The following is a 22,075-nucleotide window of genomic DNA, read 5'->3' on the forward strand; positions in this document are numbered from 1 at the left end:
GTCTCCGGTTGATCCGCGGCCCGCAACCCCGGTCCCGGTGAACCCTGTGGACGTCCCGCTGCCGCCCTCGCCCACCGTCCCGGACGGTGCGTCGGCGGCGCGACCCGTCGCCCCGCCGACCGACGGCCAAGGCGGCTAGGCCCCACGCCTACCAGTTCTCCATCCCTGAACGGATGGACGGCACCAACCACCAGCAAGGAGTACTTCCGTGCCCAACTACAGCGTCAACTCCGACACCACCGCGTCGACGTCGCAGGCTCTGCTCAACGACTTCTCCCAACTCCAGGACAAGCTGAACGAGGTCAGGGGCAAGATCACCACCCTGCTCGCCGACGGTTACAGCACCCCGGCCGCCCAGCAGAAGTTCTCGCCGTTCTTCGACGAGTTCGCCAAGGGCTTCGAGCAGGTCAACCAGGGTCTGCAGGGCATCGGCCAGTACGTGAAGACCGTCGGCGAGGCCTTCGACCAGACCGACAGCCAGCTCGGTTCCGCCCTGTCCTGACCCATCCGGCCCGGCTCGCCGCCTCGGCGTGCGGGGCCGACCCACCGCTATTCGAGAAGGACGATGTGCAGTGCGACTGACCGTCAGCGTTCGTGACCCGCGGGCCGAGGAGGCGTCCACCACCGTCTCCGTGCAGACCGAACCCACCGCCACCGCGGGCAGGTTCGCGTCCGAACTGGCACGCGCCGTCGGGTACGCGGGGGCCGACGGCACCGCGCCGCCGGAGCCGGCCCTGTACATCGGCTCGACGCGCGTCGACCCGCGCAGAACTCTGCAGGTCGCGGGCGTGCGGGACGGCATGGACCTGGGGCTCGGCGCTCCCGTTTCCGGGGAGGCCGAGCCCGAGGGCCGCACCGAGGTCCGCATCGTCTCCGGGCCTGGCGCGGGCATTACCTACCGCCTGGTCCCCGGCGACTACGACATCGGCACCGCCCCGGGCTGCCGTATCCGCCTGGCCGAGGGCGCCCCGGCGCTCGCGGCACGGGTACGCGTCCACCTCGACGGCCGCGCCGATCTTCTCAAGACCGAGAACGCTCTGCTCGACGGCAAGCCCACGCGCCCCCAGTCCCCCTGGCGCGAGGGCAGCCAGCTCGCCGTCGGCACCATCCTGCTCGAGCTCACCTCCAGGCGAACGGCGCGCGCACCACTGGTCGCGGCGGAGGACGGGCTCGGCCTGGAGTTCAACCGGCCGCCGAGGTTCCTGCCGCCCGCGGCGGGGGCGAAGTTCCGGCTGCCCACGCCTCCCGTCAAGCCTGACAAGCGGCCCATCCCACTGCTGCCGATCCTGCTGCTGCCGGCCGGCAGCGCCGTGATCGCCATCTTCGTCACGCACCGGTGGTCGTTCGTCTTCATCGCCCTGCTCTCACCGATCGCCGCCCTGGTCACCCAGTTCGGCGGGCGCAAGCAGGCGATGCTGAAGTACCTGGAGAAGAAGGAGGAGTACGACCGGGCGGTGGCCGGCGTCCGCGCCGACATAGACGCCGCCGTCCTGGACGAACAGCACAACCTCCGTCTCTCCCTGCCCGATCCGGCCACGCTGCTGCAGATGGCGGTCCAGCCGTCGGAACGGCTGTGGGAACGCCGCTGGCAGGACCCGGACTTCCTGTCCGTGCGCGCGGGCACCGCCGATCTGCCGTCGTCGGTCGGCGTCGACGACCCGGAGCAGGACGAGCACCGCCGCAACACCGTGCCGTGGCTGTACCAGGTGCCGGTTGCCCTTCCCCTGCGCCGGGTCGGTGTCGCGGGTGCCGCCGGATCGGGCGCGACCCGGCTGGCGGGATGGCTGACCGCTCAGGCCGCCGCCCTGCACAGCCCCACCGACCTGCGCATCGTCGTCCTCGCCGGGCCGTCCGGCGAACGCGACTGGTCCTGGACCCGCTGGCTGCCGCACACCCAGGCGCAGGGCGAGGACGCCTACGCCCTGATCGGCAGCACCGCGGATTCGCTGGCCCGCCGCGTCGGTGAACTCGGCCAGATCGTCGCCGCCCGTGGCGCGGCCGGACCGGACATCACGCGGGGCGGTGCCAACGGCTACCCCGACATCCTCGTCGTCCTGGAGGAGGCGCGCCGGGCCCGTTCACTGCCCGGCGTGATCGCCCTGCTGCGCGACGGGCCGGCGGTGGGAGTCCACACCCTCTGCATCGACCGAGAGGAGCGGCTGCTGCCCGAGGAGTGCGGCGCCGTCGTCGTCACCGAGGCCGGCACGGGCATCGCCAAGGTACGCACCGGTTCCGCCGCCGCGCTGGAGAACGTGCGCGGCGACTCCCCGGAGCCCGCCTGGTACGAGGACTTCGCGCGGGCGCTCGCCCCGTTGCGAGGTGTGGGTGACAGCGACGAGAGCGCGCTGCCCGGATCCGTACGGCTGCTGGATCTGCTGCAGATCGAGCCGCCCACCGCACAGGCACTGGCGGCGGGCTGGTCCCTGGGCGGCCGGTCCACGAAGGCGGTCCTCGGCGTCGGCTATGACGGGGAGTTCGCCGTCGACCTGGTGCGCGACGGCCCGCACGCCCTCATCGCCGGCACCACCGGCTCCGGCAAGTCCGAGCTGCTGCAGACCCTCGTCGCCACCCTCGCCGTGGTCAACCGGCCCGACGAGATGACGTTCGTCCTCGTCGACTACAAGGGCGGCAGCGCATTCGCCGAATGTGCCGACCTGCCGCACACCGTCGGTCTGGTGACCGACCTGGACACCCGGCTGGTGGAGCGGGCCCTGGTCTCGCTCGGTGCCGAACTGCGCCGCCGTGAGACGCAGCTGGCCCAGGCGGGCGCCAAGGACATCGAGGACTACCTCGACAAGCGCTCGCGGGGCGGCAACATCCTGCCGCCACTGCCCCGACTGCTGCTCGTCATCGACGAGTTCGCCTCCATGGTGCGCGAACTGCCCGACTTCATCTCGGGCCTGGTGAACATCGCGCAGCGCGGCCGGTCCCTGGGCATCCATCTGGTGCTGGCCACCCAGCGGCCCGGCGGCGCGGTCACCCCCGACATCCGTGCCAACACCAACCTGCGGATCGCGCTGCGCACCACCGACACCGGCGAGAGCCGGGACATCATCGACGCTCCCGACTCCGGTGACATCTCCCCGGCCAACCCCGGCCGTGCCTATGCCCGGCTGGGTCCCTCGGCGCTGCTGCCGTTCCAGTCCGGGCGCGTCGGCGGCCGCCGTCCGGGCGGCCTGCCCGCCGCGGGGACGGAGGTGGCCGTCAGCGCGACGCCGGTGTCCTGGAACGCTCTCGGGGGCCCGCTGCCGAATCTGCGCGCACGCGGCGGTTCCTCCGCGGCGCAGACCGAGGCCGTCACCGACCTCGCCGTGCTCGTCGGCGCCGTCGCCGAGGCCGCCACGCTGGCCGGGGTGCCGCGCCAGCCCAGCCCGTGGCTGCCGCCCCTGCCCGCACTGCTGCCGTGGACCGCGGCACCCGCGCCGAAGCCGGCCGCCGAACGCGAGGCAGCGCTGCCTCCGGTCGCGTACGGCATTGTCGACCTGCCCGCCCAGCAGAGCCGGGCGCCGCTGACGTTCGATCTCGACCGGACGGGCCATCTGCACATCATCGGCTCGCCCCGCAGCGGGCGCTCCCAGACTCTGCGCACCCTGTCCGCGGCGCTCGGCCAGGCCCACGGGGCCGACGACGTGCACCTGTACGGCATCGACTGCGGCAACGGCGCGCTCAACGTGCTCACCGAACTGCCGCACTGCGGTGCCGTCGTCGACCGTACCCAGATCGAGCGGCTGGGCCGGCTGCTGGACCGCCTCGCCGCCGAACTCACCGGGCGCCAGAGCATTCTGGGCGCGCGCGGCACGGCGGACCTGACCGAACTGCGCAGCAGCCAGCCACGGCACGAGCGGCTCGCGCACATCGTGCTGCTGGTCGACCGGTTCGAGGTCTTCGAGCGCGAGTTCACCTCGTACGACAACGGCAGCTACATGGAGCGCATGCTGCGCCTGCTGCGCGACGGTGCGGGCGTGGGCATCCACGTCGTACTGGCCGGAGACCGGGTGCTCGGCAGCAGCCGCTTCTCCGGCACTACCGAGGACAAGATCGTCCTCAGGCTCAACGACCGCCAGGACTACTCCGGCGTGGGAATCCCCACCAAGTCCGCGCCGTCCGACCCCGCGCCCGGCCGGGGCATCCGCCCCCAGGACCTCAGTGAGGCCCAGATCGCCGTGCTCGGCGAGGACCTGGCGGGCACCGCGCAGGCCGATGTCCTGGCCGCGCTGGGCCGGCAGCTGACCGAGCGTGAGGCCGCGGTCCCCGACGCCCGCCGCGCGCTCCGGCTGGACGTCCTGCCCGACCGGATCACGTACGCCGACGCCCTCGCCCTGCACATCGCGGGGGGACCGATGCGTCCACTGGTGGCCGTCGGCGGGGATACCCTCACCTCGCTCGGTCCCGACCTCACGGACGTGCCGACCTTCGTGATCGCCGGGCCGCCGCGCACCGGACGCAGCACCACCCTGCTCACGGCGGCGGAGTCGCTGCTGGCGGCCGGCACCGGCCTGATCGTGCTGGCCCCGCGGCGCTCACCTCTGCGCAATCTGCAGGGACGGCCGGGCGTGGTCACCGTCATCACCGACGCGGAGGTGCCGGTGGGTGACTTCCGGCAGGCACTCAACAACGTCTCGCAGGAGTATGGCGTGATCGTCGTCGACGACGCCGAACTCTTCATGGGCGCCGAGATCGACTCCGACCTCGCGCTGCTCGCCCGCGGCGGCGCCGGAACCGGCTGGGGCGTGCTCGCGGCCGGCAACGCCGAGTCGCTGTCGCTGAGCCTGGCCGGATGGATGGGCCAGGTGAAGCGCAACCGCACCGGCATGCTCCTCTCCCCGCAGGGACTGAGCGACGGCGAGGTCATCGGCGTGAAGCTGAGCCGCGGTGTCGTCGGCCAGGCCCCGCAGCCGGGGCGTGGTCTGCTGCACCTGGGCGACGGGGTGCTGAGGACCGTGCAGGTGCCATACCTGGAGTCGGACCGGTAGAGGGCGGGGGTGATCCTCACGTCCACTGCGGGGCGGCCGTCCGTACGACGGTCCCCCCCCGCAGTGACGTACAGGGCCCTTCCGGGGATTCAGCCGGAGGGGCTCTCGCCGGTGCTGCTCGCTCCCGCGGGGACCTGGACTCCGTCGTCGGTGATGAACCGGAACGTGCTCGTGATGGCGTCGAAGAGGTCGTACACCTCGTCCTTCAACGGCAGGTTGGGGCTGGCGAGGGAGACCGCGAGGAAGTCCCGGGTGGTGCCGGGCACCGGCATCATCGTGTGCATCGTCAGCAGCCTGACGGAGATGTCCGCGGTCACCCGTGTCACCTCGGTGCCGGTCACGCGCGCCGCCGGGCCGACATGGGGCACCTCCACCGAGGTGATCACGCGGTCCTTCGGTGCCGCACCGGTGCCGGAGGAGACACCCAGTTGCGCGGACAGCACGGGCAGCGTCAGCTCCTGGCCTTCGGGTGTGGTGACGGCGAAGACCATGCCGTACGCCATGAAGAGTCCGTCCGGGTACATGGTCGCCGTGCCCGAGGCCAGCAGCGCTCCGTAGCGGCGAGCGGCGCGGGTCACCTCACGGCCCTGACGGAACATGTCGTTGATCTCGGCCTTCTGCCGCGGGTCGTCGGTCGCGGCGAGAGCTTGTGCGCGGACCCGCGCCATCTCCTCGCCGCTCAGATCGACCTGGTCCCACCCGTCGGGGATCTCCAGCAGGAATCGCTGTGCCGTGCTCATCGGTCACCCTTCACCGTGTCCGTCGGGGAGGTCACTTGCCCTGGCCGTCGTCGAGACTCGCCGCCGAGCGCCGGTCCGCCTCGGCGAAGGCGTCGGAGATCTGGGTGATGGCGTCGATGATGCCCCCCACCTGCTTCTGCAGCTGGTGCTTGCCGTCGTTCCACCGGTCCTCGAAGTTCCGTGCGGCGCCGCTGGACAGCTCGCGTCCGAAGGCGGCATCGAAGTCGAACGTGGTGCGTCCGATGTCGATGTTGTCCTGCACGAGGCGCATTCTCTTCGCGCCGTCCTTGAGTGCGTCATCGGGGATGTGGATGTCTGTCACTGCCGGCTCCCGTTCCTGTGCGCTGGCCATCCGTCTCTGCGAGGGACACGAGGCCACAGCGCCGGATCGTTCAACCGGGCCGGGCGCGAGGCGATCCGGGCACGGCATTGAACCCTCGGCGGCTGCTGTGTCGTGTCTCTCGCATGACCTCGTTTCTCAGTGGCCTGCTGTCCCCCGGCACCGCCAAGCGCCGTGTCACCGTCGTCACCGCCCTCGCGGTGTGCGGTGTGGCGAGCCTGACCGCCTGCGGCAAGACGATCCAGATCGGTGACAGCAAGGGTCCGTCCACCCCGGCTCCCGCCCCGGCCACGTCCTCGGCGGCCCCCACGACTGCCGCGCCTGGCCAGGGCGGCGCCGACAACTCGGCGCTGCAAGTGGTGGACTCCACGGCGCGGGACGCGGGCCTCAACGGCACCGGCGGCACGGTGGTCGGCGCGGCGGTGCAGGAGACTCCGCCCAAGTGGGTGCAGCTGTCGGCGGTGACCTCGCCGCAGCTGCCGGTGGCCCACCTGATCAACATCAACCAGGCGGCGCTCTACCGCTTCGACGGCGACACCGCCGCTCCGTCCCAGTCGAACTGCAATGACGCCTGCGCCTCGAAGTGGCCCCCGGTGATCATCAAGGACGGCGGCAACGTCTACCTGGCGGGTGTGAACCCGAAGGAGGTCGGGGCCATCCGCCGGCAGGACGGCCAGGTCCAGGTCACGGTGGGGGGCTGGCCCGTCTACCGCTTCTCCGGCGATGCCGGGGCCGGTGACCTGAACGGGCAGGGCCTCGACGGCAAGTGGTTCGCTGTCGGTCCTACGGGGCAGAAGGCGGTGCGCTGACACCGCTCACTGGTGGGCGCAACATCCCGGAGCGCCATGCGTCCTCCTGCGCGGGCCGGAGGGGACGATGCTGTTGCCGGTCGGCCAGGCGGCCCGTGCTGACGTCGTCCTGGTCGCCGGCCGGGCCTCGAACCGGGTCAGGGTGTGCCGCGTGGTCTCGGTCCTGGCGATGACAGCCGGCGCGCCGGCCGGCGGGCTGCTGCCGCAACACGCCGACGAGGCACCGCGGTTGGAGTCCGGCGCCGGGCTGCTGGGCGGCTGCTCCCTGGCGGCCGAGCGGAAGAGCCGGCGGACACCGCCTGGTCGTGGGGCCGAGGCGAAGCGGGCGTCCATCGCATCCTGGTCTCCCGTTGGGGTCGTCGGCCGCGGCGCAGTATCCTGACCTCCATAAAGACCGAGTCCGGGGACCCGGCTGATGGGGGGAACGTGGAGCTCATCGGTCGGGATGATCAGCTGGATCTGTTGCGCCGGCTGCTGGCCGAGCCGCGGAGCCACGGGAGTGCGGTGCTGGTCCGCGGGGCGCCCGGCATCGGGAAGACGGCGTTGCTCGCCGAGACCGCCGCCCTCGCCGAGGGTCTCGGTTACCGGGTCCTGCGCACCAGCGGTGTCGAGGCCGAGAGCGACATCCCCTACGCCGGTCTGCAGCTCGTCCTCCGTCCTTTGGCCGCAGGAGCCGCTGAGCTCGCCGCCCCGCACCGGCAGGCCCTGGACACCGCTCTCGGACTCGCCGACGCCGGCGTCCCCGACGTCTTCCTGGTCGGTCTGGCGGTGCTCAACCTCCTGGCCGACGCGGCCGCGGTCGCGCCAGTGCTGGTCCTGGTCGACGACGCCCAGTGGCTCGACGACGCCACCGCCAGTGTCCTGGCCTTCGTGGCGCGCAGGGTCGACACCGAGCCGGTGGTCATCGTGGGAGCCGCACGCGACGGCTACCGGTCGCGTCTGAACTCCGACGAACTCACCTCCATGCCTCTGGGCCCGCTCACGGACGGCCAGGCCGCGGAGCTCCTGGCGGACCGCGCCCCGGAGCTGCGGCCGACCGCGCATCGCCGACTGCTGGCCGAGGCTGCCGGGAACCCCCTGGCCCTGACCGAGCTCTCCCGCACCCTCGGCGCGTCGGCCGATCCGCACATCGCCCGACTGCCCCTCACCGAGCGGCTCGAACGGGCCTTCACCGACCGTCTGGAGACCCTGCCCGACATCACCCGCAGTCTGCTGCGGATCGCGGCCCTCGACGACAGTTCGTCGCTCACCGAGATCTACCGCGCGACCCGGCAGCTCACCGGCGCGACGGCCGGAACCGCGGAACTCGATCCGGCGGTGCGCGCCCGGCTCGTCCAAGTCGTGGGTAGCGACCTGCGGTTCGGGCATCCGCTGATGCGGTCGGCGATCCACCAGACCATGCCCACCGGCGTTCGCCACGCCGCGCACGCCGCACTCGCCGCCGTGCTCGACGAACATCCGGACCGGCAGCTGCGTCACCGGGCCGCCGCGGCCGACGACCCGGAGGAGTCGGTCGCCGCCGCGTTGGAGGACGCCGCTCACCGGGCCGCCCGCCGCGGCGGCATCGCGGCGGCCGTCACAGCCCTCGAACAGGCCGCCGCGCTCAGCGAGGACGCCGACCGACGAGCGGAACGGCTTTTGCGTGCCGCCGACTTCGCCGTCGAGCTCGGCCGGCCCGAGACCGTGACCCGGCTGCTGGACCAGGCGCTCACCGGGCCGCTGTCGCGGCGGCAGCACGCCACGGTCGTCTGGCTGCGCGGCAGCTTCGACGAGGGACTGCACAGCCACTCGTCAGGAGCCAACTCCCTGACGGCACTTGCCGAGGAGATGGCCGCGGAGGACCGTGCGCTGGCGCTGCGGATCCTGTGGAGCGCCGCGCAGTTGTGCTTCTGGTCCGACCCGGGCCCGCAGGGCCGCCGCACGGTCCTGCAGGCCGTGGAGCGGATGGAGCTCGACGAACTCGATCCGTGGCGGCTGGCCATCTGCGCCTACGTCGCACCGGTCGACCGCGGCACCTTCGTCCTGGAGCGTGCCCGGCACGTCGCCCTGAAAGAGGGCGACGACGGCCGTGCCTACCGCATGCTCAGCACCGCCTCGCTCCTCGTCGGCGGATTCGACCTGGCGCGCGCGTTCTCGGCGGCCGGTGGCGCGCCGCTGCGTGCCCAGGGACGCTTGGGGCTGCTGGCCCGGACGGTCGGCGCGGACGCGTGGAGCGCTCTCGTGGTCGGTGACCTCGGCGCGGCGATCGCCGCGACCGAGGAGTCACGAAGGCTGGCGCGCGAGACCAGCCAGACGATGATGTACGCGTTGATGACCGCCACCGCGGCCAAGCTGGCCGCGTTGCGCGGTGAGACGGATTCCGTTCTGGAGCTGGCTGAGGAGGCGGAGGAGATCGGGTTGCCGGCCGGGGCACGTCCGGTGCTGGCCACCGCGTCGATGGCACGCGGACTGGCCGCGTTGGGCGCGGGGCGGTTCGAGGAGGCCCTCGGCCATTTCCGCCGGCTGCACGATCCGGCGGATCCCGCGTTCCAGGTCGCCCTGCGGCTCACGGCCGTCGGTGATCTCGTCGACGCGGCGATGCACTGCGGCCGGCCGGAGGCCGTGCTCCCGATCGTGACGGAGCTCGAGGAGGTCGCCACGGTGACCTCCGCGCCGGTGCTGCACGCCGAACTGCGTCTGGCCCGGGCGCTGCTGGCCGCCGACGAGGACGCCGACCCGCTCTTCGCGCTCGCGTTGAGCGCCGACCTCAGCGCCTGGCCGCTGATCCGGGCCCGTACCCACCTGGCCTACGGCGAATGGCTCCGGCGTCGGCGGCGCAGTGTCGAGTCCCGCGACCACCTGCGTGCCGCCCGCGACATGTTCGATGCGCTCGGTGCGATCCCCTGGGGGGAGAGGGCCCGCCGGGAACTGCGCGCCGCGGGCGAGACCAGCCGCCGTCGGGCCCCGGACGCCCGGGACCAGCTGACGGCCCACGAACTGCAGATCGTGGCCCTCGCCGCCGACGGGCTGACCAACCGCGAGATAGGCCAGCGGCTCTACCTGTCGCACCGTACCGTCAGCTCGCATCTCCACCGGATCTTCCCCAAGCTGGGCGTGGTTTCGCGCGCCGAGCTGCGCACGGTGGTCGGCGCACTGCGTTGACCACCGTCACATGACGCTCGCTTCCGCCCGCTCGGCGTTCCTAGCGTTCCCCATGTCAGGACATCGACAAGAGGGGAGCGATCCCATGGTGTGGAACGGCGTCCAGCACGCATCCGGGCCGCCGATGGTCGGCCGCCACGCCGAACGCGAAGCCATCGGACGACTGCTCGACGCGGTGCGCGACGGCCTCAGCGGAGCACTGGTCCTGACCGGCGAACCCGGGATCGGCAAGACCCGACTGCTGGAGTACGCCGCGGCCCGGGCCGCGGAACTGCGCGTGGTCCGGCTGACCGCGGTCGAGCCCGAGACCGGTCTCGGCTTCGGCGCCCTGCACCGGTTGCTGCGGCCGTTCCTGAACCGGACGGGCCGGTTGCCCGGCCCGCAGCGGGCCGCGCTGGACGCGGCCCTGGGCCTCGTGCCGGGGCCGCCCGCGGACCGCTATCTGGTCGGGCTGGCGACGCTGACACTGCTGTCCGAGGCCGCCGCCGATCAGCCGCTGCTGTTCCTGCTGGACGACGCGCAGTGGCTGGACCGGGAGTCGGCGGAGGCGCTCGCGTTCACCGCCCGCCGGCTGCATGCCGACTCCCTGGGCCTGATCATCGCCGTCCGCGACGGGCTCGGGGACAGCGGCCTGTTCGACGCACTGACCGTGCACACCGTGACTGGTCTGCCCGAGCCGGAGGCCGAGGTCCTGCTCTCCTCCGTCCCCCGGCGGGTGGACGCGGACGTGGCCGGCCGGATCGTCGCCGGCACCGGCGGCAATCCGCTCGCGCTGCTGGAACTGGCCGACGCCCTGACCGCCGAGCAACTGTCCGGCATCGCCCCGTTGCCCGACCCGCTGCCAGTGAGCCGGCTCCTTGAGAGCCACTTCCGGCGCTTGATCCGAGCCCTGCCGCCCGAGTCGGGAACCCTGTTGCTGCTGCTCGCGGCGGCACCCTCGGACGACACGGGAATGATGTGGCGGGCCGCCGGGCGGCTGGGCCTGTCCGCCCGCGCCGTCCAGCCGGCAGTCGCCGCGGGAATCCTCGGCCGGGACACGCCGAGGGCCTTCCGGCATCCCCTGATCGGCTCGACGGTCTACGCCGGAGCCGAACCCGGCGAGCGCCGCCGGGTGCACGCGGCACTGGCCGCCGTCTGCGACGCCGTGCGGGATGCCGACCGCCGCGCCTGGCACCGGGCCGAGGCCGCCGAGGGCATGGACGACGCCGTCGCCGACGACCTGGATGCCGCCTCCGAGCGAGCCCGCTCCCGCGGCGGCTACTCCCAGCAGGCCCTGTTCCTGTCGCGCGCCGCCGATTTCACCGGCAACCCGGACAAACGGGCCGAGCGGCTGCTCGACGCGGCCCAGGCGCATCTGATGTCCGGCGACGCGCCGGCGGCAGGGACCGCGCTGGACCTGGCCGGCGCCGACATCCGTGGCCCGGTGATGCGCGCCCGCGAGCTGCGGATGCGGGCGACCGCGCAGATGTTCAAGATCGTCATCGGTGACGTCCCGGCGATGCTGATGGACGCCGTGACCAGGCTCGGCCCACAGGACCCGCGGCTGACCTGGGAGCTGCTCTGCGAGGCGCTGCACGCCGCACTGGTCGCCCACGACTGTACGCGGGGCACGTCGCTGACCGAGGTCGCGGCGGCCGTCGTCGCCGCGCAGCACGCCCCGGACTCCCCAGTACGCGGCCGGGAGCTGCTGATGGAGGGTCTGGCCCGTCGCGTGGCCGAGGGCTACGAGCACGGCGTGCCCGTGGTCCGTACCGCCCTGGACGAGTTGCTGGGCGGCGGTGGGATCGGGGACTCGAACAGTCCGTTCGCGGTGTTGCTGTTGATGGCCTGCGATGATCTGTGGGACGTCCACGCCGCGCGTGAACTCACCAGCCGCCTGGCGGCGGCGGAGCGCGACGCCGGCGCGCTGCACGCGCTGAGCATCGCGCTGCTCGTCGAGGCGCGCTACGAACTCTTGGACGGACGGTTCACGGAGGCGGAGGTCCGCTACGCCGAGTTCGAAGACATCGTGGCTGCCACCGGGTTCCCCGGCGGCGGAGACATCAACAGGCTCCACCTGTTCGCCCTGACCGGCCGGGAGGCCGAGCTGCGAGCGGCGGTGCGGCGGACCGCGGAGATGAGGAGCATAGGCCTGGGCTTGCACCACCTGATGGCGCAGCACGCGCTGGCCTCGTTCGAGGTGGGGCAGTGCCACTATCGGGAGGCGATGAAGCACGCACGGGCGGTTTTCGAGGAGGACCCTCCGACCTGTGGCAACCTCGTTCTGCCGCTGCTCATCGAGGCCGGTGTACGCACCGGCGACCGAGTCGGCACGGACAGAGCCCTGGCTCGGCTGGAGGAACGCGCCCCGCTCGCCGGGACTCCCTGGGCCCTGGGCACCCTGGCCCTCGGCCGGGCGCTGACGGCGGACGGCGACGACGCCGAGAAGTTCTACCAGGAGTCGGTCGAACTGCTGGGCCAGGGGCCGCTGGCCCTGGAACAGGCCCGCTCCCGGCTGCTGTTCGGCGAGTGGCTGCGCCGCGCCAGGCGGCGTTCCGATGCCAGGAAGCAACTGCGCGCCGCGTACCAGAGCTTCGACGCCTTCGGGGCGGTGCCGTACGCCGAGCGGGCCCGTGCCGAACTGCTGGCCACCGGCGAGACGGCCCGCCGACGGACGGTGGAGACCGGGTTCGATCTCACCCCGCGGGAACGGCAGGTGGCCTCCATGGCCGCCTCGGGGCTGACCAACGGGGAGATCGCGACGCGGTTGTTCGTCACCGCCTCGACCGTCGAGTTCCATCTGAACAAGGTGTTCCGCAAGCTCGGCATCACCTCCCGCAAGCAGATCCCCCGCGCGATCGGCGAACCGGACCCTGTGACCGAGGACTGAACAAGCAACTGGTTCAGGTGGCTGCTGTCTCGGCCGTCATGCGGGTGTGGATGCGGTGGCGGAGCTGGCGCAGTGCGTAGTGCTGCCGGGATTTGACGGTGCCTGGGGGGATGCCGAGGATCCGGGCGGTTTCCTGCACGGTTCTGTCGTGCAGGTAGGTGTGCACGAGGACTTCCTGATGCTCCGGTGAGAGATGCCGCAGCAGGGCCATGGTGTCGACCGAGGTTGCGACGGGGTCGGCGTGGTCGTTCTGGAGTGTGCCCGGGTGGTCGGTGCCTGGGGATTCGTGGCGGGAGTAGGCGCTGCGTATGCGGTCGATGGCGAGGTTGCGGGCGACGGTGAGCAGCCAGCCGCGTACGGAGCCGTCGTTGGTACAGAGCCGGTCGGAGTGGTGCCAGGCGCGTATCAGGGTCTCCTGCACGATGTCCTCTGCCATGTGGCGGTCGCCCAGTATGCGTTCGACGTAGGCGAGGAGTGGTCTGGCGTGGTCGGTTGCCAGTATCCGCAGAAGGTGCCCGCAGCGTGCGGCCACAGACTCACTCGGTACAGCTGCGCAAGTCATCTCGATCCCATTCAGGCCGGGTTGTGCCCGTCGACGCTGCTCGCACGGACGGTTCGCGGGATCGCCGAAGGACGGGCAAGGCGGTACACCGGCCGAGCCGGGTGTGCAGCCGGCGGCCGACGGGCACGACGCATTTCGTGCCTGCTTCGGCGAAGTTCCTCTCGGAAGCAACGCGTTCGGGGATCGTAGGCAGACGCCGAAGCCCAAAATCTGACGAGATTCTGACGGAGGGCATGCCACAGCGGCGGTCGGCCCCTGCGCGATACACGCTCCTGCGCTGCTTCGGGGTTCAGTCGGTCTTGAGAAGTCTCGCGCGGACACCCTCGGCGTCGGGGTGACCGATGTCCTCAAGGATGTCCAGCGCCTGCCGCAGAGCCTCTGCCGCTCTGTCCGTCCGGCCCGCGGCGAGGTGTGTGTCCGCGATGTGGATCAGGGTGTCCGCCACCAGATAGGAGTCGCGGAGCTGCCGATACATGCCGAGAGCGCGGCGGAAACCGTCGAGAGCCTGGTCGTGCCGGCCCAGTTGCCGGTAGGCGACCCCCAGGCTGTCCCACGCCGCGGCCTCGCCGTTGCGGTCGCCGGTCTCCCGGTGGATCGCGAGGGAGCGGCCGCACTCGTCGACGGCCTTGTCGTACTCGCCGAGCAGCAGGTACGTCCACCCGACTTCGTTGTGCACGCTCGCCTCGCCGTTGGGATGTCCGGCCTCTCGGTACAGTTCACCGGCGAGGTGGTAGTGCTCCAACGCCTCGGTATGGCGGCTGTGCCGGTTGGCGATGAAGGCTTCGTAGCGATGGACGCGCGCCTGGCCGCACATGTCGCCGAGGTCCCTGAACAACCGCAGGGCGCGGTCGAGGTGTTCGTGGGCGCCTTCCCACTGCCCGAGCCGGCTCAGGGCGAAGCCCAGGGCGCGGTGCCCGTGCGCCTGTCCCAGCAGGTCGCCTCCCCGCTGCGCCGCGGTGATGGCCATGCTCTGCACCGTCCGCTGCTGTTGCCAGCGTCCGTTGCGGTCCAGGTACAGCTCAAGCACGGAGGCCAGCTGCCAGCTGAAGGCGCCGGCACCGTGTCGGCCGTCCTGCGCGACGGCGGCCAGCAGCACGGGCCGTTCACGCTCGAACCAGTCGGCCGCGCCGCGCTGGTCGGAAAACCGCTCGGGCAGGGTGTGTGCGGCCGGGCGGCGCAGGGTGATCCGTTCGCGGTGGGGGGCGAGGACGGTTTCCGCGGCGTGGGCGCTGTGCAGGTAGTGGTCGAGGACGCGAGTGGTGGCCGCCTCCACATCGTGCGAGGTCTCGAACTCGCCGACCAGCTCCGCCGCGTAGGCCCGGAGCAGACTGTGCGAGGTGAAGCGGCCGGGCTCGTTCTCGAAGAGCAGATGAGCCCTGACCAGCTCCGCGATACAGGACCGGATCTCCCTGGTGCTGATGGCCGCCAGGCTTGCCGCGGCGGCCGAGGAGCAGTGGGGGCCCGGGTGCAGGGCGAGCAGCCGGAACAGCTCGGCCGCCCGTGGTGTCAGTGCCCGGTAGGACCAGGAGAAGACGCAGCGTGCGTCGGCGAAGGGAGGCTCGCCCATGAAGGCGTCGAGGCTGCCGTGGCTCGCCCGCAGCTCGTCGGCGATGGCGGCCAGCGGGTATCCGGGGTTGAGCGCGGCCCGCGCGCTGACGATGGCCAGTGCCAGCGGAAGCCGCCCGCACAGGGCGACGATCTCGGCCGCCGCTGAGGCCTCCCGGGTGACCCTCGAGCTGCCGAGCCGACGGGAGACGAGGGCGAGGGCCTCGTCCTCGCCGAGCGGACTCAAGGTGACCGAATGCGCATCCTCGACGGTCATGAGCCCCTGCAGTTGGTGGCGGCTGGTGACGATGGCGAGACAGCCGGGCGGGGCGGGAAGCAGGGGACGCACCTGCTCGGAGTCGCGGGCGTTGTCCAGGACGACCAGGACCCGGCGACCGGCCAGGAGGCTGCGATACAGCGCGGTCTGTGCCTGCGGCCCCGCCGGGATGCGGCTCACCGGCACGCCGAAGGCGTCGAGCAGCGCACGCATCGCCTCGGGGCCGCTCAGAGCAGGCCCTGTCAGGTGGAAGCCCCGAAGGTCGACGTAGAGCTGTCCGTCGGGGAAGCGGTCGGCGAGCCGGTTCGCCCAGTGCACGGCCAGGGCGGTCTTGCCGACCCCGGCCATACCGCTGATGACGACGGCCTGGGCAGGATCTTCGGGTTCGGGCACCAGCGTGTCCAAGAGGCCGAGTTCGCTGCTGCGGCCGGTGAAGGCGCCCAGGTCCCGTGGCAGTTGCGCGGGACTCGGGGCGCCGGTGGCCGCCGGGGCAGGGCCGGGCTCCGCGGGTGCCTGCGCAGGGGGCTGCCGGGGCTGGTTCAGCGCGGTGAGTTGTGCCTCCTGCAGCTCGGGACCGGGGTCGAGGCCGATCTCGTCGGCGATCCGCGCCCGTACGACCTGGTAGGTCTCCAGGGCCTCGGCCTGACGGCCCGCGGCGGCGAGCACCTCGATGAGCCGGGCCTGCAGACTTTCGTCGAGCGGGTGGTGGGAGGCGGCTTGGCGGAGAGTGACAAGGACGTGCTCGGTGAGCACGGCACCCGCGATGGGCACGTACCCGGCCGCTTCCTTGACGGCGGCGACATGCTCGTCGTCCACGGCGGTGAAGACCGGGAGAGCCCGGACCTCGGGCGGAATGCCGGAGCCCGCCGGGCCCCGCCACAGATCCAGTGCTTCGACCAGCAACTCCACGGCCTTAGCCCGGTCGCCCCGCTGCGCCGAACGGCGCGCGTCCTGGCGCAGCGTTCTGAAGCGCAGCAGGTCCAGTTCGTGCGGTGCCACGTCGACGCGGTAGCCACCGGAATCGCGGACCAGGCGGTGCGAGGCGGTGCCGGAGAGCAGCCCGGGTTCGAGCAGCCGGCGCAGCGCTGCGACGTGGCGGTGGATCACGTTCACCGCGGTGGCCGGTGGATCCTCGTGCCACAGCGCGTCCACGACCCCGTGCAGGGGGACGGGCTGGCCCGCGTGCGCCAGGAGCAGGGCCAGCAGAGCCCGCTGTTTGGGCGGGCCCAGCTTCACGTCGGTGGTGCCCTGCCAGACCCGGACGGGTCCAAGGATCTGAAAACGCATTGCCGGCTGATTCCATTGGTTTTCGGGCACCGGGCATGGATCCGGCGCTTTTGACACAGGGGCTGTGCAGGGGAGGGCTGCGCGTGCGGCGGGAGTCGGCGCAGCGCTGCGATCGTCCTCGCTGAACTGTCATTCCTCCGCGGTCGCGAAGAAATCGAGGTAGCAGCGCCCGAGTTCGACGGGTGCCTCCAACGGGATGTTGTGCCCCGCCTGCTCGATCACCACAGGCGTGACGTTCACCGCGACTTGAGCCATCTGCTCCCCAGGCTCCGCGGCGAGGTAGGCGCGCCCTCCGACGGCCAGCACCGGGCATTCCAGCGGGACGGCGAACTGCGGCCGGTTCTGGTCGGCGTCGGTCTCGGTCGCCCGATACAGCTCGAACACCGCGTGGTTGCCGCCCGGTTCTTCGAGCCCTCGGGTGTATTCGTCCTCGTCGACGTCCGTGTACGCGCTCGGGTTCCACATGATCCGCCGCATGAAGTACGTCCAGAAGGCTCGCTCCCGGCCGGCGATCAGCAGTTCGGGGTAGTGCGGCAGGCCGAACAACGAGCGATGCCAGCCGGCGCGGGGATCCTCGGCGGCGAGCGGCCCGAGGTCGGGGACCGGGAGGCCGGGCAGTCTCGTCTCCTGGAAGACGAGTTGGACGACCTTCGAGCGGTGGAAGGCCGCCACGGCGTAGGCGACGGCCGCACCCCAGTCCTCGCCCACCACGCGGTATCGGTCGTGTCCCAGCGTTGCCATGAGCGCGGCGATGTCGGCGGCCAGGGTTCGCGTGTCGTACCCGGTCGTCGGACGTCCGGAGCCGCCGAATCCCCGCAGATCCACGGCGACGACCGTGTAGTGCGGTGTGAGCAGTGGGATGACGTGGCGCCAGAAGAACATGGTCTTCGGCACGCCGTGGATCAGGACGACCGGGTCGCCACTGCCACCCGTCGCACAGTGCAGATCAACCCCGTTGACCCGTGGCCGGCCGTGGGTGAGCGGGACGCCGGCGTGATCCGTCATCCTCAGTGCTCCGGATCCCGTCATCGCCGCCTCCTCGTAACCGGTTCCCGCCGGCACCAAGGGGCCGATCGGTCGTATTCCACACCGGTCGACGTTCCGCTCGCACTGGGGAGTCACCCCGGTTCCAGGGCGCGCCGACCGGTGCTGAGCCGGTCCGCACAGACGGGGGCGGACGATTCAGAAGGGCGCGGCCATGGACGTTCCGGGCCGGGTAACCCGACTGAGCCGGGCGGAGCGCGCCTGCCGACGACCCGCGGTCATACGCCGGAACCGGTGTCACCCAGCCTGCTCCCGATCTGCTTGCGTGACGTGATCCCGAGCTTGCGGAACAACCTGCTCAGATGGAACTCGATGGTCGAGGTGGTGACGAACAACTGGGTGGCGATCTCCGTGTTGGTCAGCCCCGACGCGGCCAGCATCGCCACATGACGTTCCTGAGGGGTGAGGTCGAACTGGGTGTCGACCGTTCGTTTGCGTGCCCTCTCTCCTGTGGCCAGGAGCTCCACCCTCGCCCGCTCGGCGAAGGGCGCGGCTCCCCAGGACGCGAAGGACTCGTACGCGGCCCGCAGCTGGACCCTGGCGTCGGCACGACGTCTGCGCCGGCGCAGCCACTCGCCGTACAGCAGGCGCGACCATGCCAGCTCCACGGCCACCGGGACCTTCCCGAGCTGCGCGATCGATTCCTGGTACAGCTGCTCGGCTCCGTCGTCGTCGGTCATCAGGGCCCGGCAGCGCGCGAGCAGCCCGAGCGCCCAGGGGGTTCCGGCCACAGGAGCGCGCTCCTCCATGCGTTCCATGGCCATGGCGGCGGCCTCCCGGTCGCCGGCCCGCAGCCCGGCCTCGACCATTCCGGCGAGGTTGACGTCACCGAGGACCACCGAGCGCTCGGCGAACACCATGAGCAGGGCGTCGAGCGCCTCCTGGTACCGCCCGCGACCGATCTCGAAGATGCTCAGGGCCTGGCCGGACCACCGGTACGTCCATCCGATTCCCATGTTCTCGGCCATGGCGTTGATCGTCGCGACCGCGGCCCGCAGCTCGGTTTCCCGGCCGGTCCAGGCGTACAGCAGGGCCTTGTTGAAGTCTCCCGACCCGACGTATCCGGTCGCGGCCATGTAGTCGTCCGCCGCGATGTAGCAGCTCTGGGCGGCGGCGAACCGGCCGTCCCAGATCTCCGCGGTGGCGAGGGCGAGCAACGCCAGGCTGAGCCCGTGGAGCGCTCCGCGAGCGCGGTCCGACGTCACCAGCTTCCCGAGGATCTCCCGCTTGGCCTCGATGTCCCACAACTCGTCGCTCGCCATGCTGACCATGACACTGAACGCATTCTGCTCCTGGAGATCGTCGGCGGTGCGCAGCTGGGCCAGTGCCGCAGCCAGGGCCGGGGCTCCCGCGGCGTAGCCGTAGGCGATCGAGCGTGCCACGGCCGCCATCAGCGGATCGGGACTCCAGGCGGGCAACGCCGATTCACGCCAGGCGTCGGCGGTGGCCTTGGCGACCTCGTGGGTAGTCGTCCCCGTGATCATCCGGCCGCCGACGATCGCGGCGTACGTCGCCTCGCGCAGCAGGTCCCAGCTCGCCACGGGATCGGTGGAGCCCAGGTCGGCCACCGCGTCGAGCAGCATCGCGGGTACCTCGCGGGGACGGGCGTAGAACATCTCGATGGACGCCCGCAGTCGTGTCGCGTGAACCCGGGCGGCCGGCCCGGTGAGGTCGGGAGTGGCGACATCGAGCAGCGCCTGGACCTCCGCCGGATTGCCGGAGGTGAGGTGTGCTGCCGCTGCGGCGAGATACCGCTCGGCCCGCTTGCCCGGATGCGCGGTCATCTCCGCCGCCCGGGTGAGGACCAGGGCCTGTTCGGAGTATCCGCCACGCGCCTGAGCTCGTTCGGAGGCTGCTTCCAGCTCAGCGGCCACGCTGTCGTCCGGACCGTCGGTCGCCTCAGCCAGATGCCAGGCCCGGCGCTCGGGGGCGCTCGTGGCGGCGAGTGCCGCCTGGACACTGCGTCGCTCCTCGGCGGACGCGGCCGAGTGGACCGCCGATCGGATCAGCGGGTGGCGGAACTCGACGATGGTCCCGCGTTTCAGTATCCCTGCGGCGACCGCGGGCGTGGCGGACCGGATGGACAGTCCCAGGGCGCCGGCGGCGCGCCACAGTGCCGCCTGGTCGTCCGTCGGCGTCGTGGCCATGAGCAGCAGCAGCGTCTGGGTGTCAGCGGGCAGCAGCGCCGCCGCCTGCCGGAAGTGTTCTTCCAGCTGCCGGTTCACCGGCAGCGGCTCGGGAAGTGGCGTCACCCCGGCCAGTTGTTCCGAGCCCAGGCTCACCGCGAGCTCCAGGAGCGCGAGCGGGTTGCCTCCGGTGCCGACCACGAGCTGCTCGGCGACCGCCTGGTCCAGGTGTCCGGTCACGCCGGCGGTCAGCAGATCCCTGGCCTCCACGTCCGCGAGTCCCTCCAGCCGGAGTGCGGGCAGGGCATCGAAGACGTCGTGGTCGCCGGTCCCGTCGCGCCCGGCGAACAGCAGCCCGAGGCAGTCCGCGTACAGGCGTCGGCCCACGAACGCCAGGGTCTCCGCCGACTCGCGGTCCAGCCACTGCACATCGTCGACCAGGCAGAGCATCGGCGCCGCCGTGGCCGCGTCCGAGAGCAACGTCAGCGCGGCCAACCCGACCAGATGGCGGTCGGACGGCGCGGCATCGGTCAGCCCGAACACGGCGCTCAGGGCCTCACGCTGGCGCTGCGGCAGAGCCGACAGCCGGCCGAGGTAGGGCCGCAGGAGCCGGTGCAGAGCGCCGTAGCCCAGTCGGGTCTCGGCCTCCACACCGACCAGCCTGACGACCGTCAGGTCCTGGGCGGCCTCGGCGGCGTACTCCAGAAGCCGGGATTTGCCGACCCCCGCGTCGCCGGTGAGCACCAGGACTCCGCTGAAGCCGTCACGGACCGATTCGAGCAGACTTCCGATCGCCGCACGCTCCGCCTGCCGGCCGACCATCGGCGGCCCGGCCGCCTCATGAGCGGTAGACCACACCATGAGATTCCCCTTCGCAATGTTCCGACCAGCTCGGGCGCGGGCGCGCCCCAATAGGCAAGCGAGCGTCACAGGAGACGACGCCGAGTCCGGAGAAGATCCGGGAGAGGCGGGAGCCGACAGCCCGGTGCGCAAGGCAGAACCGGGCGCCGCATCACGGCGGCGCCCGTCGACGCCGCGTGACCGGCCTCTTCGAGCAGCTCGATCCGCCTCTGCCGACGGGACGGTGGTATCCGTGAGCCGTGGTCGAGGACGACGGGGACGAGTGGGGTGAGCACGTCTGGCTCCTACGGCGAGGTGTGGTCCATCAGGGCGAGGCCCGGTGTGCAGGGGCCTACGAAGGGGAAGCCGTCGGCAGGGCGTCGTGCAGGGCGCTGTGGAGGGTGTCGCAGGCCAGGGCGATGGCCGACGCGGCGGCCTGGGAGCCGCGCAGGGCGTTGAGCATGACGAAGTCGTGGATGACTCCGAGGTAACGGACGGCGGTGACCGGCACACCGGCCGCCCGGAGTCTGGCCGCGTACGCCTCGCCCTCGTCGCGCACCACGTCCGCCTCGGCGGTGATGACGAGGCCCGGCGGCAGTCCGGCCAACTCGTCGAGTCGGGCACGCAGCGGCGAGACCGTGCTGTGCGCACGCTCGACCGCGTCGGGTGCGTACTGCTCCCAGCACCACCGCATGGTGTCGCGGTGCACGTGGTAGCCGGAGGCGAACTGGTCGTGCGAACCGCTGTCGCAGCCCGCGTCGGTGACCGGGCAGAAGAGCACCTGGTGGGCGAAGTGGACATCGCCGCGTTCCTTGGCCAGCAGAGTCAGCGCCGCGGCCAGGTTTCCCCCGGCGGAGTCCCCCGCGACGGCCATCCGGGTACCGTCGAGCCCGCGCGGTCCGTCCTCGCCGGCCAGCCACCGGGCAACCGCGTAGGCCTGCTCGATGGCGACCGGGTAGCGGGCCTCGGGCGAGCGCGTGTACTCGGGGAAGACCACGGCGGCGTCGGCACCCACCGCCAGTTCACGCACCAGCCGGTCGTGCGTGCCGGCGCCGCCGAACACCCAGCCGGGCCCGTGCAGATACAGGACGACGGGCAGTACGGCGGTGGTGCCGCGCGGGCGGACGATCCGCACCGGCACGCCACCGGTCGGGCCGCCCGGGACCGTCACCCACTCCTCGTCGGTCTCCGGTAGGGCGACCCGGCCGGACTGCGCCCGCTCGACGGCCCTGCGGCCACCGAGTACGTCCCGTTCGACGGGGGAGGCGGAGTGGGTGAACGCCTCGACCACCGGCTCCAGAACGATCCCTTGCGATGCGGTGTACGACGACATGGGCGATTCTCCCGGATCGGGGCCCGCGCGTCGGGCTGTGACGCATCGCACTGTAGGAGGCCGGGCGGCGGCGGCCTTTGCCCAACGTGCACCGGTGCTGTGCGCATCGTGCACTCGCTGCGGGCGACCGGACCGGAACCTCAGCGTCCGCACTTCAGAAGAACCGATACTTCATGCCAGGGCGTCTGC

The 22,075-nt window shown here is 71.9% G+C and carries 13 protein-coding genes; 6 read left to right on the forward strand and 7 right to left on the reverse strand.

What is annotated here, in order from left to right:
• Positions 1-208: 208 nt before the first annotated feature.
• A complete protein-coding gene (locus ABT057_RS21855) occupies positions 209-502 on the forward strand; it encodes a WXG100 family type VII secretion target (protein ID WP_352344872.1) in 294 nt (97 codons plus the stop codon).
• A gap of 70 nt (positions 503-572) precedes the next feature.
• On the forward strand, positions 573-4,973 hold the full coding sequence (locus tag ABT057_RS21860) for an FtsK/SpoIIIE domain-containing protein (protein WP_352344874.1): 4,401 nt from the start codon (positions 573-575) through the stop codon (positions 4,971-4,973).
• Positions 4,974-5,062: 89 nt separating this feature from the next.
• Here ABT057_RS21860 and ABT057_RS21865 read toward each other — a convergent pair whose 3' ends face one another.
• Entirely contained in the window at positions 5,063-5,713 is a 651-nt protein-coding gene (locus ABT057_RS21865; RefSeq protein ID WP_352344876.1) for a hypothetical protein, read from the reverse strand.
• Positions 5,714-5,744: 31 nt separating this feature from the next.
• A complete protein-coding gene (locus ABT057_RS21870) occupies positions 5,745-6,035 on the reverse strand; it encodes a hypothetical protein (protein ID WP_352344878.1) in 291 nt (96 codons plus the stop codon).
• A gap of 143 nt (positions 6,036-6,178) precedes the next feature.
• Here ABT057_RS21870 and ABT057_RS21875 point away from each other — a divergent pair, with 143 nt between their 5' ends.
• The 4 genes from ABT057_RS21875 (at position 6,179) to ABT057_RS21890 (ending at position 12,872) form a co-directional block, all read left to right on the forward strand.
• The gene (locus ABT057_RS21875; RefSeq protein ID WP_352344880.1) at positions 6,179-6,862 is read left to right on the forward strand and encodes a hypothetical protein; all 684 of its coding nucleotides are present in this window, start codon (positions 6,179-6,181) and stop codon (positions 6,860-6,862) included.
• 67 nt (positions 6,863-6,929) lie between these two features.
• Entirely contained in the window at positions 6,930-7,244 is a 315-nt protein-coding gene (locus tag ABT057_RS21880) for a hypothetical protein (protein WP_352344882.1), read from the forward strand.
• A gap of 44 nt (positions 7,245-7,288) precedes the next feature.
• Positions 7,289-10,003 (forward strand): ATP-binding protein, encoded by a 2,715-nt coding sequence (locus tag ABT057_RS21885; RefSeq protein WP_352344884.1) that lies wholly within the window; start codon positions 7,289-7,291, stop codon positions 10,001-10,003.
• An 85-nt stretch (positions 10,004-10,088) separates the two neighbouring features.
• Positions 10,089-12,872 carry a helix-turn-helix transcriptional regulator gene (locus tag ABT057_RS21890; protein ID WP_352344886.1) on the forward strand — a complete coding sequence of 928 codons (2,784 nt, stop codon included), beginning with the start codon at positions 10,089-10,091 and terminating at the stop codon, positions 12,870-12,872.
• 13 nt (positions 12,873-12,885) lie between these two features.
• Here the strand turns inward: ABT057_RS21890 and ABT057_RS21895 are convergent, their stop codons facing one another.
• The 5 genes from ABT057_RS21895 to ABT057_RS21915 form a co-directional block, all read right to left on the reverse strand.
• Entirely contained in the window at positions 12,886-13,434 is a 549-nt protein-coding gene (locus tag ABT057_RS21895) for a sigma-70 family RNA polymerase sigma factor (protein WP_352344888.1), read from the reverse strand.
• Positions 13,435-13,723: 289 nt separating this feature from the next.
• Positions 13,724-16,543, reverse strand: coding sequence for an AfsR/SARP family transcriptional regulator (locus ABT057_RS21900; protein ID WP_352344890.1), 2,820 nt, complete (start codon positions 16,541-16,543; stop codon positions 13,724-13,726).
• Between the two features lie 129 nt (positions 16,544-16,672).
• Positions 16,673-17,572: an alpha/beta fold hydrolase gene (locus ABT057_RS21905; RefSeq protein ID WP_352344892.1), complete on the reverse strand. Its 900-nt coding sequence runs from the start codon at positions 17,570-17,572 to the stop codon at positions 16,673-16,675.
• A gap of 233 nt (positions 17,573-17,805) precedes the next feature.
• Positions 17,806-20,574: a helix-turn-helix transcriptional regulator gene (locus ABT057_RS21910; RefSeq protein ID WP_352344894.1), complete on the reverse strand. Its 2,769-nt coding sequence runs from the start codon at positions 20,572-20,574 to the stop codon at positions 17,806-17,808.
• Positions 20,575-20,905: 331 nt separating this feature from the next.
• Positions 20,906-21,886: an alpha/beta hydrolase gene (locus ABT057_RS21915; RefSeq protein ID WP_352344896.1), complete on the reverse strand. Its 981-nt coding sequence runs from the start codon at positions 21,884-21,886 to the stop codon at positions 20,906-20,908.
• Positions 21,887-22,075 lie beyond the last annotated feature (189 nt).

It is taken from the genome of Streptomyces sp. NPDC002588 (assembly GCF_040295925.1).
Taxonomy (GTDB): Bacteria; Actinomycetota; Actinomycetes; order Streptomycetales; family Streptomycetaceae; genus Streptomyces.